This is a genomic window from Haloarcula sp. CBA1131, from assembly GCF_008728975.1.
Lineage (GTDB): Archaea > Halobacteriota > Halobacteria > Halobacteriales > Haloarculaceae > Haloarcula > Haloarcula hispanica.
Genome location: NZ_RPCY01000001.1, coordinates 2,312,231 through 2,330,007, shown reverse-complemented (window position 1 = coordinate 2,330,007; position 17,777 = coordinate 2,312,231). Strand labels below are relative to the sequence as shown.

The 17,777-nt window shown below is 61.1% G+C and carries 20 protein-coding genes; 8 read left to right on the top strand and 12 right to left on the bottom strand.

Annotated elements, in window-relative coordinates; translation table 11 throughout:
- Positions 1 to 206: 206 nt before the first annotated feature.
- The 6 genes from Har1131_RS11805 to Har1131_RS21775 form a co-directional block, all read right to left on the bottom strand.
- On the bottom strand, positions 207 to 1,031 hold the full coding sequence (locus Har1131_RS11805; RefSeq protein WP_050037850.1) for a nucleoside phosphorylase: 825 nt from the start codon (positions 1,029 to 1,031) through the stop codon (positions 207 to 209).
- Entirely contained in the window at positions 1,028 to 1,414 is a 387-nt protein-coding gene (gene cdd, locus Har1131_RS11800; RefSeq protein ID WP_004962275.1) for a cytidine deaminase, read from the bottom strand. Before cdd ends, Har1131_RS11805 begins: the two co-directional genes overlap by 4 nt.
- A gap of 64 nt (positions 1,415 to 1,478) precedes the next feature.
- Positions 1,479 to 2,846, bottom strand: coding sequence for a phosphopentomutase/phosphoglucosamine mutase (locus Har1131_RS11795; RefSeq protein ID WP_151146533.1), 1,368 nt, complete (start codon positions 2,844 to 2,846; stop codon positions 1,479 to 1,481).
- 44 nt (positions 2,847 to 2,890) lie between these two features.
- Positions 2,891 to 3,691 (bottom strand): FkbM family methyltransferase, encoded by an 801-nt coding sequence (locus Har1131_RS11790; RefSeq protein WP_146417356.1) that lies wholly within the window; start codon positions 3,689 to 3,691, stop codon positions 2,891 to 2,893.
- A gap of 201 nt (positions 3,692 to 3,892) precedes the next feature.
- Entirely contained in the window at positions 3,893 to 4,606 is a 714-nt protein-coding gene (psmB, locus tag Har1131_RS11785) for an archaeal proteasome endopeptidase complex subunit beta (protein ID WP_014040073.1), read from the bottom strand.
- 102 nt (positions 4,607 to 4,708) lie between these two features.
- Positions 4,709 to 4,879, bottom strand: a complete 171-nt coding sequence (locus Har1131_RS21775) for a hypothetical protein (RefSeq protein WP_004593118.1) — start codon at positions 4,877 to 4,879, stop codon at positions 4,709 to 4,711.
- A gap of 273 nt (positions 4,880 to 5,152) precedes the next feature.
- On the opposite strand from Har1131_RS21775, the gene Har1131_RS11780 reads away from it, so the two are divergent.
- The 3 genes from Har1131_RS11780 to Har1131_RS11770 all read left to right on the top strand — a co-directional run bounded on the left by Har1131_RS11780 (position 5,153) and on the right by Har1131_RS11770 (position 6,404).
- Positions 5,153 to 5,524 carry a DUF555 domain-containing protein gene (locus Har1131_RS11780; protein WP_004515717.1) on the top strand — a complete coding sequence of 124 codons (372 nt, stop codon included), beginning with the start codon at positions 5,153 to 5,155 and terminating at the stop codon, positions 5,522 to 5,524.
- Between the two features lie 71 nt (positions 5,525 to 5,595).
- Complete coding sequence (locus Har1131_RS11775; protein WP_004515718.1) at positions 5,596 to 6,138, top strand: CBS domain-containing protein; 543 nt, start codon at positions 5,596 to 5,598, stop codon at positions 6,136 to 6,138.
- An 86-nt stretch (positions 6,139 to 6,224) separates the two neighbouring features.
- The gene (locus tag Har1131_RS11770; RefSeq protein WP_014040074.1) at positions 6,225 to 6,404 is read left to right on the top strand and encodes a hypothetical protein; all 180 of its coding nucleotides are present in this window, start codon (positions 6,225 to 6,227) and stop codon (positions 6,402 to 6,404) included.
- 27 nt (positions 6,405 to 6,431) lie between these two features.
- Here Har1131_RS11770 and purM read toward each other — a convergent pair whose 3' ends face one another.
- The 3 genes from purM to Har1131_RS11755 are packed head-to-tail and all read right to left on the bottom strand — an operon-like array spanning position 6,432 to position 9,712.
- Positions 6,432 to 7,448, bottom strand: a complete 1,017-nt coding sequence (gene purM / locus Har1131_RS11765) for a phosphoribosylformylglycinamidine cyclo-ligase (protein WP_151146531.1) — start codon at positions 7,446 to 7,448, stop codon at positions 6,432 to 6,434.
- Positions 7,449 to 7,508: 60 nt separating this feature from the next.
- Entirely contained in the window at positions 7,509 to 8,183 is a 675-nt protein-coding gene (locus Har1131_RS11760; protein WP_014040076.1) for a site-2 protease family protein, read from the bottom strand.
- Positions 8,183 to 9,712 (bottom strand): TraB/GumN family protein, encoded by a 1,530-nt coding sequence (locus Har1131_RS11755; protein WP_151146528.1) that lies wholly within the window; start codon positions 9,710 to 9,712, stop codon positions 8,183 to 8,185. The genes Har1131_RS11760 and Har1131_RS11755 overlap by 1 nt, the downstream gene beginning before the upstream one ends.
- 247 nt (positions 9,713 to 9,959) lie before the next feature.
- Between Har1131_RS11755 and Har1131_RS11750 the strand changes: the two genes are divergently transcribed.
- The 4 genes from Har1131_RS11750 (at position 9,960) to Har1131_RS11735 (ending at position 11,612) form a co-directional block, all read left to right on the top strand.
- On the top strand, positions 9,960 to 10,235 hold the full coding sequence (locus tag Har1131_RS11750; protein ID WP_004515723.1) for a PadR family transcriptional regulator: 276 nt from the start codon (positions 9,960 to 9,962) through the stop codon (positions 10,233 to 10,235).
- 57 nt (positions 10,236 to 10,292) lie between these two features.
- On the top strand, positions 10,293 to 10,736 hold the full coding sequence (locus Har1131_RS11745; protein WP_129755030.1) for an acyl-CoA thioesterase: 444 nt from the start codon (positions 10,293 to 10,295) through the stop codon (positions 10,734 to 10,736).
- 110 nt (positions 10,737 to 10,846) lie between these two features.
- Positions 10,847 to 11,302, top strand: a complete 456-nt coding sequence (locus Har1131_RS11740) for a hypothetical protein (protein WP_014040079.1) — start codon at positions 10,847 to 10,849, stop codon at positions 11,300 to 11,302.
- Between the two features lie 130 nt (positions 11,303 to 11,432).
- The gene (locus tag Har1131_RS11735) at positions 11,433 to 11,612 is read left to right on the top strand and encodes an HEWD family protein (protein ID WP_014040080.1); all 180 of its coding nucleotides are present in this window, start codon (positions 11,433 to 11,435) and stop codon (positions 11,610 to 11,612) included.
- A 133-nt stretch (positions 11,613 to 11,745) separates the two neighbouring features.
- Here the strand turns inward: Har1131_RS11735 and Har1131_RS11730 are convergent, their stop codons facing one another.
- The gene (locus Har1131_RS11730) at positions 11,746 to 14,571 is read right to left on the bottom strand and encodes an oligosaccharyl transferase, archaeosortase A system-associated (protein ID WP_151146523.1); all 2,826 of its coding nucleotides are present in this window, start codon (positions 14,569 to 14,571) and stop codon (positions 11,746 to 11,748) included.
- A 96-nt stretch (positions 14,572 to 14,667) separates the two neighbouring features.
- On the opposite strand from Har1131_RS11730, the gene aglG reads away from it, so the two are divergent.
- The gene (aglG, locus tag Har1131_RS11725) at positions 14,668 to 15,603 is read left to right on the top strand and encodes a glucosyl-dolichyl phosphate glucuronosyltransferase (protein WP_151146518.1); all 936 of its coding nucleotides are present in this window, start codon (positions 14,668 to 14,670) and stop codon (positions 15,601 to 15,603) included.
- A 24-nt stretch (positions 15,604 to 15,627) separates the two neighbouring features.
- Here the strand turns inward: aglG and Har1131_RS11720 are convergent, their stop codons facing one another.
- Both Har1131_RS11720 and Har1131_RS11715 read right to left on the bottom strand, forming a co-directional pair.
- Positions 15,628 to 16,731, bottom strand: a complete 1,104-nt coding sequence (locus Har1131_RS11720; protein WP_064287911.1) for a sulfatase-like hydrolase/transferase — start codon at positions 16,729 to 16,731, stop codon at positions 15,628 to 15,630.
- 56 nt (positions 16,732 to 16,787) lie between these two features.
- Positions 16,788 to 17,753: a lysylphosphatidylglycerol synthase transmembrane domain-containing protein gene (locus Har1131_RS11715; RefSeq protein ID WP_064287912.1), complete on the bottom strand. Its 966-nt coding sequence runs from the start codon at positions 17,751 to 17,753 to the stop codon at positions 16,788 to 16,790.
- Positions 17,754 to 17,777 lie beyond the last annotated feature (24 nt).

Genomic DNA, 17,777 nt, shown 5'->3' with positions numbered 1-17,777 from the left:
CTTTTTACTTCGTCGGGTGTCCTCACGCGCTCTTCGAGCGCGCTGCGGGCACCACTCCTCGCAAAAACCTACGCTAAAAACGACCGTCTCGCTCCCGCTGGTCGCGAGACGTGAAACCATTCGCCGGTGGCGCGCGGTATGCTATGTCACCTCACCGCACTGCTCCTGCACCACCGCTCGCTCCCGGCTAGCGGGTGTAGAGAACCCTAGCGTTCGATAGAGAGGCCGGCGTGCCACCCGTCGGCGTCGGCCTCCTCGACGGCCGCGTCCATCTCGGCGAGATAGGAGACGGCGAGGCTGGCGCATTTCGCTGCCTTGCGCTCGCCTTCGGTTCGGAACTCGCCGGTGACGCGGTTGGCGTACACCGTACAGACAGCGCCGGCCCGCAGGCCGTACAGGTTCGCGAGCGTGAGAATCGTTGCGGCCTCCATTTCGAAGTTGAGGACGCCGGCTTCCTGAAGCGCCGCGATGCGTTCGTCGCTGCCGCTGGCCTCGAAGTCCTCGAACCCCGGGCGTGACTGCCCGGCGTAGAAACTATCCGTCGAGCAGGTGACGCCGAGGTGGTAGTCGTAGCCGAGTTCCTCGGCGGCGGCGACGAGCGCCGAAACGATCCGATGGTCGGCGCTGGCGGGATAGTCCTCGCGGACGTACTCCTTGCTGGTCCCCTCCTGTCGTACTGCGCCGGTTGTGATGACGAGGTCGCCGATGCTGGCTTCCTCCTGGATTGCGCCACAGGAGCCGACCCGAATAAAGGAGTCAGCGCCGACGCGGGCCAGTTCTTCGAGTGCGATAGCGGCCGACGGACCGCCGATACCGGTCGAGGTCACGGAGATTGGCGTGCCGTCGTGAGTGCCCGTTGCTGTGCGGTACTCGCGGTGTTCGGCCACGATGTCGTGGTCGTCCCAGTAGTCGACGACCTTTTCGACACGCTCCGGGTTCCCCGGCAGCAGAACGCTGTCGGCCACGTCGTCCTCGCCTACTTCCAGATGGTACTGTACGTCGTCGTTCGGGTCTTCACTATCGCTTGTCATTTGTCGAGATGGTCGCTGGTGATTGTCGTCGGCAGAAGCTCCCCGAGCTCGTACACCGTCGGCTCGTCGCCGTCAGTGATGATTTCGAACGACTCGTCACAGAACTCGCTAAACGTCTGGCGGCACATCCCACAGGGAGTGACGCCGTCTCGCTTGCCAGAGGTGACAGCGACGCGTTCGAACGACCGGTGCCCGTCGCTGACAGCCGCACCGATGGCCACTTCCTCGGCGTGCAAGCTGTTGCTGTAGTTGGCGTTTTCGATGTTACAACCGGTGTAGACGCTTCCATCACTCGTTTCGAGCGCCGCGCCGACCGTGTACTCCGAGTACGGCGCGTACGCCTCGTCAATGGCGTCTCTCGCTGCGTCGAGGAGGTCCTCCATGCACTGGGCGTCGAAGGGCCGTGTAGAAATTCTATCGGTCTCGGTAGCAGTCGGTGCTCGGGCGTCAGGCGTCAGCGGCACTGACGACCGCGACGGCGTCGCGGACCGCCTGTGTGGTGTCCGCGACCAGCGCGTCGATGTCGTCGCTCTCTGCGTACACCCGGACGTACGGCTCGGTGCCACTCGGCCGGACGAGCGTCCACGACCCGTCGTCAAAGGAGAGTCGGACGCCGTACTCGGTCGAGACGTCGGCCTCGGGGAACGCGTCCGGCAGGTCGGATTCCAGTCGCTCCATCGTTTCGGCTTTGGCGTCGTCGGGGCACTCCACACTTACTTTCTCATAGGGTCGCTCAGAGATGACAGCCCGCCTGTCGCCCACACTCTCTCCGGCGAACAGGCGCGTCAGCACGGCTGCGCTAGCAACGCCGTCGATCCAGCCCCCGAAGGCGGTGTGGATATGCTTCCAGGGTTCTGCGGCAAAGACGACCTCAGTTTCGTCGGTCGCGTCCGCGCGAACGTCGGCGATTCCGACGTGGAGCGAGCCGAGGTGGATGCGTTCGACACGGCCGCCGGCGGCTTCGACCCGTTCATCGATGCGGCCAGAGGCGTTGGGCGTCGTTACGACCACAGGGTCCGAAACGTCCGCAGTACGCGTGTAGTGTTCGGCGAGCATCGCGAGTATCGTATCCTCGTGGATGACATCGCCGTCGGCATCAACGACGACGATACGGTCAGCGTCGCCGTCGTGGCCGAACCCGAAGTCGGCGTCGGATTCGGCGACGAACTCGCGGAAATCGGCCAGTGTCTCCGGCGTCGGCTTGCTCTCACGGCCGGGGAAGGTTCCGTCGACGTTCGCCTCCGTCGCCAGCACGTCGGCACCCAGTTCTCGGAGGACCTGCGGCGTCGCCACGCTGGCCATGCCGTTCCCGCAGTCAACGGCGACTGTCAGCCCCGACGGGTCGCCACCGAGCGACTCGGCGTAGTCGGCGACAGCGCCTCGATACTCGTCGAGGTAGTCGACCGACTCCGTGTCGCCCCAGTCGCGCCAGGCTGTCGGTGTCGAGCCGTCCTCGATTCGCCCTTCGATGCGCGTCTCGTCGTCGTCGCCGTACTCGGTGCCGTCTGCAAACAGCTTGATGCCGTTGTCGGTCGGTGGGTTGTGGCTTGCGGTAATCATCACGCCGTGGCGGCCCTGTGAGGCATACGCCAGTGCCGGCGTCGGCACGCGGCCGACTCTGACGACTCGCGCGCCGGCGCTTTGCAGTCCCGCGGCCATCGCATCAGCGAGCGCTGGCGAGGTCACACGACCGTCGTACCCCAGCACGAACGTCTCGCCGTCCTGCCCAGTCGCCTGTCCAACTCGCAGTGCAAGGTCCGGCGTCACCTTCGATACGACATCACCGCGGATGCCCGCGGTCCCGAACAGTTCCATACCGGCGATGCGGAAGCCGACCGTATAATTCTCTCGTTCGGACCTCACTTCTTCCCGATGAGGAATGTGTCGCCCTTGCCGTCGCGGACGACCCGTTCAGTCACAGCAAAGCCATGTCCCTCCAGCTGGCTCCGGATACCAGCCACGGAGTGGCCGCTGGCCTGAAGCCGGTCTTCGTGGACCTCACAGTAGACGAGGCGACACGACGGCTGGTTGAGTGTCGCCGAGAGACCATTGAGCACAGCGCCCTCCGTCCCTTCGACGTCGACTTTGATGGCAGTTGGTGCCGGCAGTTGGTTGTCGGCGATGAACTCGTCGCCGTGTCGCTTGCTAATTGTGATTGTCCCGTGCTCTTTGGCTGTCGTCACCAGCGAGTGCCCGGCTGAACCGACTTTTTCGAGCGTAATGGAGAGTTCGGCCTTACCGTCTTCATCAACCAGCGCGTGTTCGAACAGGGAGATATCGGCGCGGTTGTGCTGCATGTTCTGTCGCAAACGCTCGGCGTTGTCGGGATGTGGTTCGAACGCGATGACCGGGTTGTCGGTCACCTGCGATGCCAGACAGGCGTACAGGCCGATATTGGCCCCGATATCGTAGAACACGTCGTCGGGCCGGAGTTCCCCCAGTAGATCGGCGAGTACCGGCCGTTCGTCTATTTTCCAGAGGTCAGTAAACTCGTTGTAGGTTGGTATCAGAAACTCTGTGCTGACATCACCGACCGTGACCGCGTACGTGTCCCCGGCGAGGCGGTAAGAGAGAGACCGATAGCTGCCGTAAGCGTAATCGAGAGGTTTCCGGAATCCGAAACGAGACGCCATCTGAACGACGATATCGGAAGATATCATTGGAGAACACAATTCAGGCATGTTACGTATGCCTGTCGAATCAAGGTCGCTTGATTCGAGATATGCACACGCTCTTTTCAGACGGCGGTACCTCGGGCCACAGTTGCCCGTACCAGGGGTTCGAGCGCGCTCTTACGGAAGCCAGTCTCGGCATAAAAAACGGGTCCGATATCCGGGAAACAGCCCGTGTAACGCTTGTCGCTACAGCAGTTCGTCGAAGTCGTAGCCGTTGATGTCGACACCCTCGCTCGTGACATCAGCCAGGAAGATGCCGTTGCCGGACCCGGTGTCACGCTCGGCGGCGGCGTTAATCGAGGCGGCAGCGACTTCCTTGGCCGCTTCGTTGGTCATGTCTTCCTCGTAGCGGTCTTCGAGGGTCCCGTACGCGACGGTGAGCCCGGAGCCGGTGACGGTGTAGTCGTCCTTCATGACGCCGCCGGCCGGGTCGATGGAGTAGACGTGGTGGCCGTCGTCGTCGACGCCACCGAGGATAGGGTTGATGGCGAAGAAGGGGCCGCCCCGGGCGAAGTTGCCGGCCAGCGTCGAGAGGGCCTTCATGCTGATGTCTTCGCCGCGTCGCGCTTCATAGAGGTTGACCTCGGCGCGGAGCGTCCGGATGAACGACTGTGCGCCGCCGACGCTGCCGACGAGTGTCAGCGCCGCCGTGGGGTGAATCTGCTCGACCTTCTGGACGTTCTTGTTCGAGACGAAGCGACCACCGAGCGAGGCGCGCATGTCAGTCGCGATGACGACGCCCTCGGACGTGCTGATGCCGATGGTGGTCGTCCCGGTCTTGTTCACCTTCTCCGAATCCTGTGCGGACTGTTCGGGGAGCTCGCCGACTTCGGGCGCGTACGGGTCGCTCTGGAACTCGTCAGCAGCCTGGGGTCCAGAAAGCTCCGGCCCCGGAGTCATATCTCGCATTACTGTGCGATACTAGTCGGGCGCTGATAAAACCTCTTTTCCTAGTGGGGCCTGACCGCCACCGTCCGGCCAGGCGGCTATCGGCTGCCCGCGTTACGCGCTCGCCTGGTCGTAGGCCTCGTTGAGTCCCGACACGGCCCGGTCCATCGGCAGTCGGAGACCGAACTGCTCCGTGAGCATCGCCACCGGCAGCAGCATGATGCCCAGCAGCAGGGTGAGTTGATACAGTGCGAACAGCGTTGCGGTGTACAGTCGAGCTACCATCTTCCTCGGTCGTTCCAGAGTGAGTCTGGTATATAAGTCTTGTCGCCGGATTTCAGTTACGGACTATCGATTGTGAAGAACTACTGGCCCGCTGTCTTGCGGTTTGCTGAAATGCCTGAGAAAACGGACGACTACCCGAACGACTCCCCGATCAGACATAATGGGAACGTGAGTCAGAGGGCTGGTTCACATAAGTTATAGAGATAGTAATGGTGACGTGCGCAACAGAAGCGAATCAAAACTATCGAATAGTCGGGCCACGAGAGCTAGTGTATGAACTACCTCGTGGCGATGGAAGCAGCCTGGCTGGTTCGTGACGTAGACGATATCGACGACGCTATCGGTGTCGCAGTGAGTGAAGCGGGGAAGCGGCTCAACGAGGCCGAGATGGACTACGTCGAGGTCGAGGTCGGCGCGACCGGCTGCCCGGCCTGTGGCGAACCGTTCGACTCGGCGTTTATCGCGGCCGACACGGCGCTTGTCGGACTGGTGCTCGAAATGGACGTGTTCAACGCCGAATCCCCCGAACACGCCCAGCGGATCGCCAAGAGCGAGATCGGTGGCGCACTCCGGGACGTCCCGCTGAAAGTCGTCGAGGTCTTCGAGACCGAAGCCGACGAGGACGAAGCCGAAGCCGAAGCATAATCGGCGCTCCACTTGATTCGCCCGCCGCAGTAGCCGTGGGCTTTTTATATTACCTCTGGTAATTAGCGGATATGGACTTACCGACGCCACAGGACCTGCGGGAGCGCCGCAACGAACTCGGGCTAACTCAGAGCGAACTGGCGGAACGGGCTGACGTCTCTCAGCCCCTTATCGCTCGTATCGAAGGTGGCGACGTGGACCCGCGGCTGTCGACACTCCGGCGGATTGTGACCGCCCTCGAAGAGGCCGAAGGCGGTATCATCAAGGCCCGCGACCTGATGAACTCTCCCGTTGTTGGCGTCGCACCCGACGATTCCGTCCACCAGACGAAGGACCTGATGGACGAGAAAGGGTACTCGCAAGTCCCCGTCATCCGTGACGGGGCACCGCAGGGACTCATCGGGAACTCCGACATCCGCCAGCGGCCCGAAGAGAACGTCGGCGACCTTCCGGTGGCTGAAGTGATGAACGAATCTATCGCGACCGTCGAGCCCGACGCACCCATCGACGAAGTCGATGCTTACCTGAACCACAATGCCGCCGTGATGGTCGTCGAAGGCGGGGAAACTATCGGTGTCATAACCGAAGCGGACATCGCGCGTACGGTCAGCTAACTCCGATTCTCAGATGCGCGAACCGCGATAGTGACTCCGTAATGCCCGTAGGAGGGGCTTAAAACCGAAAACGGTGTCAGGGGTATATGTCTATTCTCACCAATGAGAGACGTATCGACATGCCCAATCCCAGCGACCCACTGTATGCCGAACTCGAAAAGGCCCTCGAGAACGCTGAAAGCGAAGCGGCCAGATACCACATCCGGCAGGCACTCCAGATACGGATCGCGGAGGAGACCGCCGGCAAAGACATCTTGTCCGCCTGATCGGTTTCTGTCAGCTCTTCGAACCGCTCAGTCGGTGAGTTCGAGCCCGTGAATCGCGACCGCCTCGTCTCCGTCAGCTACCGTCCCAATCACGCGAGCGTCCTCGCTTTTCTCGACGATCTCGTCGGCGTCAGCTTCGGGGACTGCGGCGACGAACCCAGTACCCATATTGAACGTCCGGTGCATCTCTTCGTCGGTTACCTCGCCTTCCGCCTGAACGAACTCGAAGACGGGCTGGGCCTCGAAGGGGTCCGTGATCTCGTACCGGTGACTCCCCATCCGCGTGAGGTTCGTCCAGCCGCCGCCAGTGACGTGGGCGGCCGCGTGCGTCTCGTTGGCTCGGAGCGGCTCCAGTACCTCACTGTAAATCCGTGTCGGCGTCAACAGTTCCTCGGCGATGGTTCTGTCGGGGCTCGGTGGGAACGGGTCGGTGTACTCGTGGTCCTGCGTGACCGCCTCGCGTGCGAGCGTGAGGCCGTTGGAGTGGATGCCGGAGGAGGGCCAGCCGACGATGGCGTCGCCGGGCTCGGCCTCGCCAGGGAAGACGGCGTCTTTCGGTGCCAGTCCGGCGCAGGTGCCGGCGATGTCCAGCCCCTTGATGACGTCCGGCATCACGGCAGTTTCGCCGCCCACGAGCGCCACGCCGGCCCGCTCGGCCCCCGTCCGGAGCCCCGCGCCGATGTCCTCGCTCGTCTCCTCGTCCGGCGTCTCGACTGCGAGGTAGTCGACGAACGCCACCGGCTCGACGCCGGTCGCGATGAGGTCGTTGGCGTTCATCGCGATGCAGTCGATACCGATAGTCGAGTAGTCGTCGACGGCCTCGGCGACGAGGAGCTTGGTGCCGACCCCGTCCGTCGCGAGCGCGAGGTACTGGTCGCCGATGTCGACGAGCCCCGCGTAGTCGCCCTCGAACTCGCCGGCCGCGCCGATGAGCGCCTTCGTGGCCGCCTCGCTGGCGTCGATGTCCACGCCGGTTTCCGCGTAGGTCAGCCCCTCCGCATCTTCGTCGCCTGTGTCCTCGGTCTCGGGTTCACCGTCGGTCATACCCGAGAGCGTGCGTGGCGCGGGCAAAAGAGCGTCGTTCCGGCGGAGCGTTGCGCCCGCTCAGAGAACGAACAGCGCGCCGACTCCGAGCAGAATCGACGGAACCGCCACGGCGAGAAACACCGGTGTGCTCCATTCCCGGACCGTTCGGCCGTCGAGCGGACCGAACGGCAGCATGTTGAAGCCGGCGAGCAGGAGATTGATCTGCAGGCCCATCCGCGCGACCTCCCAGAGGAAGCCGCCCGTACTCGACAGGAGCGCCGCGACGAACGGCACGAGGAACACGACGGCGAGCGCGAGGTTCGTTACCGGTCCGGCGACGGCGATGAGGCCGTGTTGCTTCGCCGTGAGACGGCCACGATGAACGACCGCGCCCGGCGCGGCGAACAGGAAGCCGACGAGGCCGCCCAGGACTGCGAACCCGAGCATCCGGTAGTCGGCCTTGAACGCGGCGATCTGACCGAAGCGGACGGCGACGACCTTGTGGGCCAGTTCGTGCAACAGGAAGCCGACGCCGACGGTCAGCAGGCTGACGGCGAACGTGCTGGCGATTTCGGCCGTCGACAGCCCGCCGAACTGGCCGAAGACGATGCGGCGGAACTCCCGTTCGAGGAAGAACGTAAACGCCAGTCCGAGCGCGAGCCAGGCGACGAGGAGGTCCCGGAGTTCGCGCTGGCTGAAACTGAGGCCGCCGACGGTCCGGCCTCCAGCGGTTCGCTGTCGGCGACCCGCCATCAGAGGACCCCCACGAGAATCTGCGTCCCTTCGCGGACGCCCTGCCAGAGCAGGCGCGAGACGCCCTGCATCCCGCCGATGTCCGACGAGATATACGGGATCAACACCGGGAAGACGACGTATGAGGCGATTGCGCTGCCGACGTTCGTCAGCGCGACGACGAGGATCAGCCGGAACAGCGGCACGTCGCGCATCTGGCTGACGAGGTCCATTACCGGCGACTCCTGGTCGTTGAGTATCTCGTTGAGCGTCGCGATATCGCTGATGTTGACGGAGATGTATCGCAGTTCGACGTAGCCCGCGAACCAGCCGGCGGCAAGCAGCGGAAACAGGCTCGTCAGCCAGCCGAACGCGCCGGCGGCGGCCGCACTCGACCAGTGTGCGCCGGCCACCTTCGCCAGTCCGCCGGCCAGTACGGCGTTGACGGCGACCAGCGCGACGAACAGCTCTAGCAGCACCGCCTGGCTCGCGCCACCGAGGATGAGCAGGCCGAAGAAGACGAGGAAGACGACGCCGAAGCCGTAGCCGACGAGCTTGTACAGTGAAAAGCGACGACCGCCTTCGGTTCCGGTGAGCGATTCCATCGGTGGGAGCGTCTCCGGGTTGTCGAGATAGCCCTGAATCCCCTCGCGGTGGCCGGCCCCGACAACGGCGAGGACGTGATAGCCGGCCTCACGGAGAGCGATGAGTCGGTGAGCGATGAACGCGTCGCGTTCGTCGATGAGCGCCTCCGCGCCGCCGGGGGAGAACTGACGGAACTCCTCCATCATCGCGCTGACCACGTCTGTATCAGTCAGTGTCTCCATGTCGAACTCCTCGACGTCGGCCTCACCGCGGAACTGGACCAACAGCGCAGCGATGGGAATCCCGATACCGGCCGCGACGACACAGATGAGCAACAGCGTATCGAGCAGCCCCTCAGCAGTGCTGCCGAGGCTGCCCGGCAAAACCGAAAGAGCCCCGCTCGGGACGATGAACGGGCCACCGAAGGCCCCGGCGACGACTGCAAACAGCCCGCCGAAGACGGCACCGATGGTCAGCCCGACGGTCAACGGCGGCCCCATCTCGGCTGCGAGGCTGCCGACGAGTTTGAGTTTCTCGACGGCTGTCAGCCGCGCCCAGAACCGCTGGACGGTCGTCTGAATGTCCCGGTCGACGAGTGCGACGCCCAGACCGAGCCGTTCGGCGGTGTCGATACCCGCCTTCATGTCCGCACCCGGCTCGATGTCGAACCGGTCGCCCAGTCTGGTCTGGATGTACGACAGCATCCAGTACGCGAGGAACTGAAAGACGGTGTTCCCGCGCAGGAGGTCGCTCGCATCGAGGTCGTCAGGCGTTTCGCCCTTGATCTGGCGATACCGGCCCTCGTCGAGTTCCACGGCGACGATATCGGGCTCGGATTCTTCGATCGCTGATTCCACTTCCGTGACGCTGTGCTCGGAAACGTGAGCGGTTCCGACGACATCGACGCGTCCCGAACCTGACGGTTCCGGGAACTCGTCTGCCGCCGACTCCGCGTGTTCGGTCATCACCCGCGTTACACATTCGTTTCCTTTACCCTTGTCGGGTCCGGGTGACTGCCGAGAAACGGCGGCCGAAATCATGTCTGCGGCATTGTATGTTCCCGTTACGCGGCGAAGCTATTACCGACTCTCGTGTTAATACAGCCACAGATGCCGTGGTAACTACTGGACGGTGGCGGCGTTTGTAAATACGCAATAGATTTGCCGATTCAAAAGACTGATATGTACAGGGTCAAACTGTATCGGATATACGATGTATGACCTGACTGGATTCCAGCGGGACCTGCTGTACGTCATTGCAGGCCTTGACGAGCCCCACGGGTTAGCGATCAAGGAAGAACTCGAAAACTACTACGAGAGCGAAGTCAACCACGGTCGACTGTATCCGAACCTTGACACGCTCGTTGAGAAGGCACTCATCGAGAAGGGCGAACGCGACCGCCGAACGAACTTTTACACGCTGACCAAGCGTGGCCAGCGCGAACTCGACGCCCGAAAGGAGTGGGAAGCGCAGTACGTTTCGGCATAGTCACCTTTTCGAACTCCGTTCGACAGACTCAACCCCGGTGCTGGCCAACCTCGCGCCATGCCAACGGTACTGGAAACCTATATCGAGAACCGCTGGATGGTCCAGCCCAACCATTCGAACCACCTGGGCTCGACCCACGGTGGAAACGTACTGAAGTGGATGGACGAACTCGGGGCGATGTCGGCGATGCGCTTTGCCGGCGAAACCTGCGTTACCGCGCGGATGGACCAGGTGAATTTCAAGCGGCCGATACCTGTCGGTGATACGGCCCTCATTGAGGCGTTTGTCTACGACACTGGCGAAACGAGTGTCAAAGTCCGGCTCCAAGTTGCCCGAGAGAACCTCAGAACTGGTGAGACTGAGTCGACGGCAGAGTCGTACTCGGTGTACGTCGCAGTCGACGAGGACAGGAACCCGGTTCCCGTTCCCGACGTGACGGCCGAGACTGACCGCGGGGAACGACTGCGACAGCGCGCCCTCGACGGGGAAGCGAACCGCTGATACTGTCTGCTGTACTCACGCAATGGATATTGCCACCTCGGAGTGACGACGACCGTCAGAGAGACAGCCAACAGTACGACCTTTATTCCGCTCCGCTGCCAACCACGACTATGACACTGGATGTCGAGACGCCGGAACGGCCGGAACTGTCCACCGGCGTCGCTGCCGACGAGTACGACGACGCCGAAGTACAGGGCGACGAATACCGGCGCGAGGAGCTCGCCGCGGCCCTCGACGACGGCGCGTGGGCGGAGGCCTTCGAGGAGTGGGCCGCGGACGCGTCGCTCGATGCCGACCAGTGGGCCATCGTCACGGATCTAGGCCTCATCGAGGAGTTCGATTTCTTCTGGGACTCCTTCGCGGGCCGTGTCGGCTACCATGCCCCGGGCTTGCCCGAAGACTGGCGTGAACGGGAGATTCACCCGGACATCGACTCCTGGGGCACTGTCTCAGGTATCAACGCCGGACTGACCGAGTTCGGACAGGTCGTCTGTGAGGTGCTGGCCGACGAGTACATCGACTGGGAAGCGGAGGAAGTCGGTGCGGACGACCTCCCGGACTTTTGAGCGTCGTATCGTTTGCACTACCCGGGAGTCAGTGTCGGTACAGCACACCCACGGCGTCGGTTGCGAATCGCTTCGGACAGCCCGGTCAGGGACCGGCAGCCTGATAACGACCCACGCGCTTGCACCAGATATGGCTGAAATCGTCACCCCACGCAAACGCGAGTGTGAGCGGTGTGGGCGGGTCGACGAGTGGGACCCAGAACAACACAGTTGGCGCATCGTCACCGACGACGACACCAAGCAGTCCGGTGACCCGCACTGCCTCCACGAGTGGGACATCAACGGCACGTTCAATCCGCTAGCCGAGTGAGCGCGGTACCGCTGCTGTCGGTTTTTTCGCGAGCATGGACCACTGCTAGAACGCGGCCCGTCGACGAAATCCTGTAAAAATTCTCAGTTGGACCGAACAGTCGGCCTGACGGTGACTGACCGCTGGGACTCCGTTATGCGCCCGCTTCAGCCGCGTCCTCGGTCATCGGGGTGCGCGATTCACCGCTGGTCTCGTCGCCCTGCTGAATCGTTATCGGCTCCAGTTCGACGGTTGCGGCGGAGTCGTCCTCGCCGATGACCTGTCCTTCGGTCACCTCGGTCGTGCCGGTAAAGCCGGTCCGGTTCCCGTCGTTGGTCCCGATTGCTGTGAACTGGTACTGAGTCTCGGCACGGACGCTCACGTTCGTGTAGCCCTCGTCGGTCCCCCAGTCGTCGTATCCGGTAGTCGAGTAGGGAACGGTCATCTCGAAGTTCCCGTTCTGGTCGGTCTGGGTCCGCTGGCGGTAGACGAACGTCTTGTTCGTGGCCGGGTTACGCATCTCCACGGCGGTCCGCACTGTCGTGTTCGCCGGTCCAGTCCCTTCGACCGTCGCACCGGGGACGCGCTCGAATATCTTCGTCCAGGCCGAGTGCCGGTACTGCGAAGTGTCTGGGAACGCCTCGGTCTCACTGGAGCCGACTAAGCGGTAGTGCTCCATCGCCGGAACCCGCTCGGGTGGAGCGCCACCGTACCCACCGAGTTGTGAGGTCGTGTCCCGTTCGACGTACTGACGGGCTTCCTCCATGCTCTGGAACTGGCGAACGATCTGTCCCTGCCGCTGGCCCTCCGGTTCCTCTTCGTTGGTCGGTGCACCACGGTACTGGCCTCCTTGGCGAGTCTCCTTGTTCTCCCAGTCGATGACAATCGGTTGCGGCTCCGCGGCACTGCCGTGGAACCGGTACAGCCGAGTGACCATCGTCTCGTAGTAGGCCTGCTGCTGGAACGTCACCTGCTGGACACCGCCGCCCCGAGACTGGACGTACATTCGACTGTAGAAGTCACTGGCCTGCACCCCGTCGACGAATGCCGATGGAGCGAAAAACTTGCCACGGTAGGGGTCGTTCCCGTTCGTCTCGACCATCCGCCAGTCGACGGCCACGTACCGCGTCTTCGCGTCATCCTCGTCTGTGCTGTCGAGGACATCGTTCGCCCGCGTTTCGTTCTGTGCAACTAGGAACGGGGCAGCCGTGTCCGTTCCCTGCTGGAAGGGGTTCGCATTCGGGACGCGCTCGGCCCTGGTAGTAATCCAGTGCCCGTAGTCCCACCACGACAGGACGCCGTACTGCCCTTCCTGATAGTCGAAGTCCTCTTGTTGCTCGTACGTACCGTAGTAATCGAGCGTCGCGTCGCCACCGGAGCCGTACGCGCCCTCCGCAGGCGTGTTCCCTTCCATCCACTGCAGGCTCTCGTCCCAGCCCTGGATACTTGGGCCGGGGCCGGTCTCGCCAGCCTCGACCGGCGACGTCGTACCGAAGGCGAACAGCGGGACGACGATGACGAGGAGTACCGCGAGAATTGTTATGACCTGATAGTATTCGATCCCGTCGTCGGCACTGAAATCGAACCAGAGTATAAACCGACCGACGACCATCCCTGACAGCACTGCGATTGGCGCAGCGATATAGTACGCGAACCGCTGCTGGGTGAACGTAGCAAGCAGAATGAACAGCGCCCAGACGACGACGAGTAGCTCTTCGGCGGGGGCGTCGTCGGAGAGGAGCTGCTTTCCGAGCAAAAACAGGCCACCGATCGCCGCAACGATGACAGCGAAGCCGTGTGCGTTAAACAGAACGCCGGCGTCCCGCAGTGGGGCCGCTTCGCCGACGGTGCTGGCCGTTTCGCTGATGGAGAATCCGATGACCCGCATTACGTTTCGCGTAAAGAATTCCCACAGAGTAGGGGTCAAGACGGCCATCAGGACAGCCCCGATAGCGAGAATCCCGAACACGGTCGCAGGGTACACGTACCGGCCGTACTCGCGCTGCTCCATGAATCGGGCCAGCCATGCCATGAACACGCAGCCGAGGCCAACGGCCAGTGCCAGTCCCGGCTGTAGCAGCGACTGAGAGGTCGCTGTGATTTCAAGGACGGTGATTCGAGACGCGCTCACTACAGCGGTAGTTATCATCGTGATTGCGCCCGCGATGGCCGTGTGTTCCGGGCTGCTGTCGTGAACATACTCCAGACACAACCGGAGCAGGAAGAAGACACCGAGAATCCCGAGAAGGAGTACACCCGGCGGCCAAACCCAGAGATACAGGGCAATCGCCACACCGGCCAGCATGGACCAACTGATGGTGTCCCGCAATGCATCGATATCTCGCTCAAGGAACTGCTCGTAGATCGGCTTGTCCCGCGCGGCGACGCTGACAGCCACCATGACTCCGAGGACACCGAGTACCTGAAAGAGCGCTTCAGCGACGTGGTGGTCGGAGAAACCGACGAGGCTCCGTTGCAGGAGCCACCCCGTCGAGAATGCCATCACAGTAACTGCAGTTACACCGCCGAGGCGGCCGCCGAGTCGCCGTCCGATGAGGTACGTCGGAATCGCAACGAGTGTTCCGAACACGGCTGGCGCGAACAGGACCGTCATCGCGACCGTCTGGTCGCTGGGTGAACCCAGACCGATAATCAGGGCCACTGTCGCGATGATCTGGTCGAACAGCGTCCCGAACTGCCCGTTACTGGTTCCGTATGGGAAATTCGTCCAGGGGTCGAACGGCATCGTCGAGGGCCAGTTCTGGACCACGTACTGCGTCGAACGGTAGTGGTACCAGGCGTCGTTCCCGCTGAAGAGCACCTCGCCGTCAACGATAAAGTTCTGCCAACTCCGGACACGATTCCACAGCATGAACCCGAGCAGTACCAGGAGGACCGGAACGTGGTACCAGCGCTCGGCCCACTCCAGGGCGGACTCGAGTTCGGGGTTGTCGTCAAGATAGCCCCGTGATTGACTCATTGCACGGAAAAACTGCCAAGGCGCGCATAAGCCTTTTGACCTCTGTGCGAGCGCAGGATGGAAACGCCTAACAGCACCGGTGGCACACCACCGACCATGCGAGTCTCGGTCGTGCTCTGTACGCACACGATGGAGCGGTACGACGACTGCCGGACGGCGGCCGAGAGTGTCTTAGCCCAGACCTACGACGACGTGGAACTCGTACTGGTCTCGGATGGTAACCAAGAAGTGTACGAACAGTACGACTCTGACTACGGCGACCGGGACGCTGTCCTGACTCACTGCAACGATGCAAACGTCGGACTGCTAGAGAGCCGGAACAACGGGGCCGAAGTCGCCACCGGTGACGTAGTCGCGTTCATCGACGACGACGCAATCGCCGATGAAGAGTGGGTCGCGGCGCTAGTCGATGCCTACGAACGACACGACGCCCTCGCGGTCGGCGGCCGAATGACGCCGGCGTGGGTCGCCGGCAAACCGAGCTTTCTCCCCGAGGAGTTCTACTGGCTCATCGGCGTCACCCACCGTGGCTTTGGCCCGAATGGCGACCCCGACGAACCCGGCGTCGTCCGCAACACCTTCGGCTCGAACATCTCCTTCGACCGGGACGTGTTCCTTGAACTGGGCGGCTTCGACGACGATATCGGCGGCCGCCAGGGCGAGAAGAACCTCCAGGGCGGGGAGACGGAACTCTGTGCGCGCTTGCGAACGGAATACGACGAGGGAGTGTACTACACCCCGGACGCGCTCGTCGCGCACAAGATATTCGACTACCGAACCGACCCCGGGTGGCTCGTCGACCGCGCGTTCTGGCAGGGGTACTCGAAGCGCGGCATGGAGGTGTTTGTACCGGAATCGACCGGCGAGGAGTCCGATTTCCTCAGCGACCTCCTGTTTCGGTTCCTCCCGTTACGTCTCCGTGGACTCGTCGAATCTCCGTCGCTCGGCGCAGTCCTGCAGCTGGTCTTCCTGTTTCTTCTCACCAGCAGTGTCGGCGTGGGATACCTTTACGGAATGTACGTCTGGAGATAGCACTGACCGGTCTACAGTACGACGTTACTCAACGTATCCAAGGTCCTGAAGTCGCTCTTGGACCTCTTCTGCCTGTTCGTTCCTTTCGACATGGGTATCAGTACCTGCTTCCGTCATCGATACACGTCCATCGGTGCTGGTAACGGTGTAGTCGTTGGTTGCGAGTCGGAGTGAAGCCGTATTGTGCCAGGGCGCAATTGTCAGCGTATACGACCTGGATTCTGATCGAATATCGATACCGTTCCACTCCTCGGGCGGATCTATGCCGGCTTGAGTAGCGATCATCGGCCCAATGTCGAGGAGACTACACCGATCTCCAGTAAGCGAAATATCGTTGCTGACAATGGGAACGGTGACCAGCTTATCGGCTGTTCGCCTGCGCTGTGGTTGATGATAGTAGTACCCCTCTTCCCCGAATTCATCGCCGTGATCTGAGGTGAATATGAACGTCGGATCACCATCGAGATCCATCAAAAGATCTTCAATGACGGTATCGACTCTTGAGAGGGCATTTTTATAGGCCGATGTAATCTCTTGGTGTTCGGAATCCTTGAGCGAGGACGGTGAAAACAAGGCTTTCCTATCGAGTGACCTCGAAATGGCGTCATCACCACGGCCATATGGCCGATGGCTACCCATTAAATGCACCCACATGAACCGAGGCCCAGTAGCTTCGTTGAACTGCTCTATTGCTTGCTCGACAACCGCTTTATCAGTCGGAAGATCGGACATTTTCGCATGTGGCGGAAAGAAGCGATGGTAGACTTTTCGAAGAAGATCAAACTGCCCGAGAATCTCCCGTCGGTTGCTGCCGCGATTGCCTGCATCAACGAAATTCTCGTACTTATCGAACCCCTGATTGAAATTGAACACTTCGTCAAGTTGTGGGCTCGGAGCTAGACCGATTGTCGTGTACCCGGCGTTCGACATGACTTCGGGTATTGTTGGTCCAGCTACAGCCGACTTCATCGTTGCCTGGTACTGACTAGACAGGAGGCCTGCTAGACTCGGCCTGGTGTAATGGCCGACTGTCGTTCCCGATTGTGTTGGGAATCCCGAAAGAAACTCCATCTCTTCGATGTAGTCATACCGGACCGAATCAGCTGTAATCAGCACGATATCGTTCATTTACTTGGGATTGACAGTCGGGCATTATATCCCTTCTTGAATCAGGTTTCGAAGTTTCAGGAACGGAGAGTATGAACGGCATATACGGCGCCACCGATAATATTGTTTATTACTCGGAGAATAAGCTGCATTACGACTCCGAACGTCAACGCGACACCGTCTCCGACTCCCACCGAAGTGAACAGATATAGATACGCGCTCTCACGCACCCCAAAGCCTTGGATTGATATCGGCAAAAAGAGGAAGAGTTCCACTAGTGGAATAAATACAAAAAAGTACACGAGTGGTATCTCAATCCCAAGCCCCAAGGCGACGACGTAGTTGCTGGCGATCAGTAAGACTCGGAACACGACCGAAAGTAAAAGTGCAATGACCACTGCTCGTTTGGCTTGACGATACTCGTACACTGCAGTGTACAATCTTTCAGCCCGGTTCCCGATGTCGAGCACTTGTATGTCAAAAATCGTTGTTTCTAGGACTGGACGTAACAGGTCAGTAAATAGCAATAGTGGTATCGTAATTATCCCGACCGCACAGCCGAGGAGTACCATATCTGCGATCCGAGTCGGAACTAGTTCGTAGCCAAATGCGACCGCAACCAAAACGATACACAAGATCGAGTAGAGGCCAGCAATCCGCTCAATCACGACAGAAGAAACTGATGCGGATCCGTCGTTTGTATCCGCATAGAGGTAGTACATCCGTGCAGTGTCTCCACCGATAATTGATGGGAGGAACGCATTGAAGAACTGGCCGATGTAGTAATAAACCCAAGCGGTGAGGAGCGTTAATTTTATACCTTTCACAGAAAGCAGAACTCGCCACTTCCAAGCGCTGAGGCCGACACCAAGAACACTTAGTCCAACAGCGATAATTAGTGTGACTGGCTCAAGCGTTTGGAGATGTTCAATGAGTGTGTCGAATCCGACTCTACTGATCACATACCAGAGTAGTATTACACTGATAGAAACGCGAAGCAAAGCCGAGAGGATGCTACGGATGTCTGTGTTTCTTCTTGACATACTAATACAGGGTGTCAGCTATAG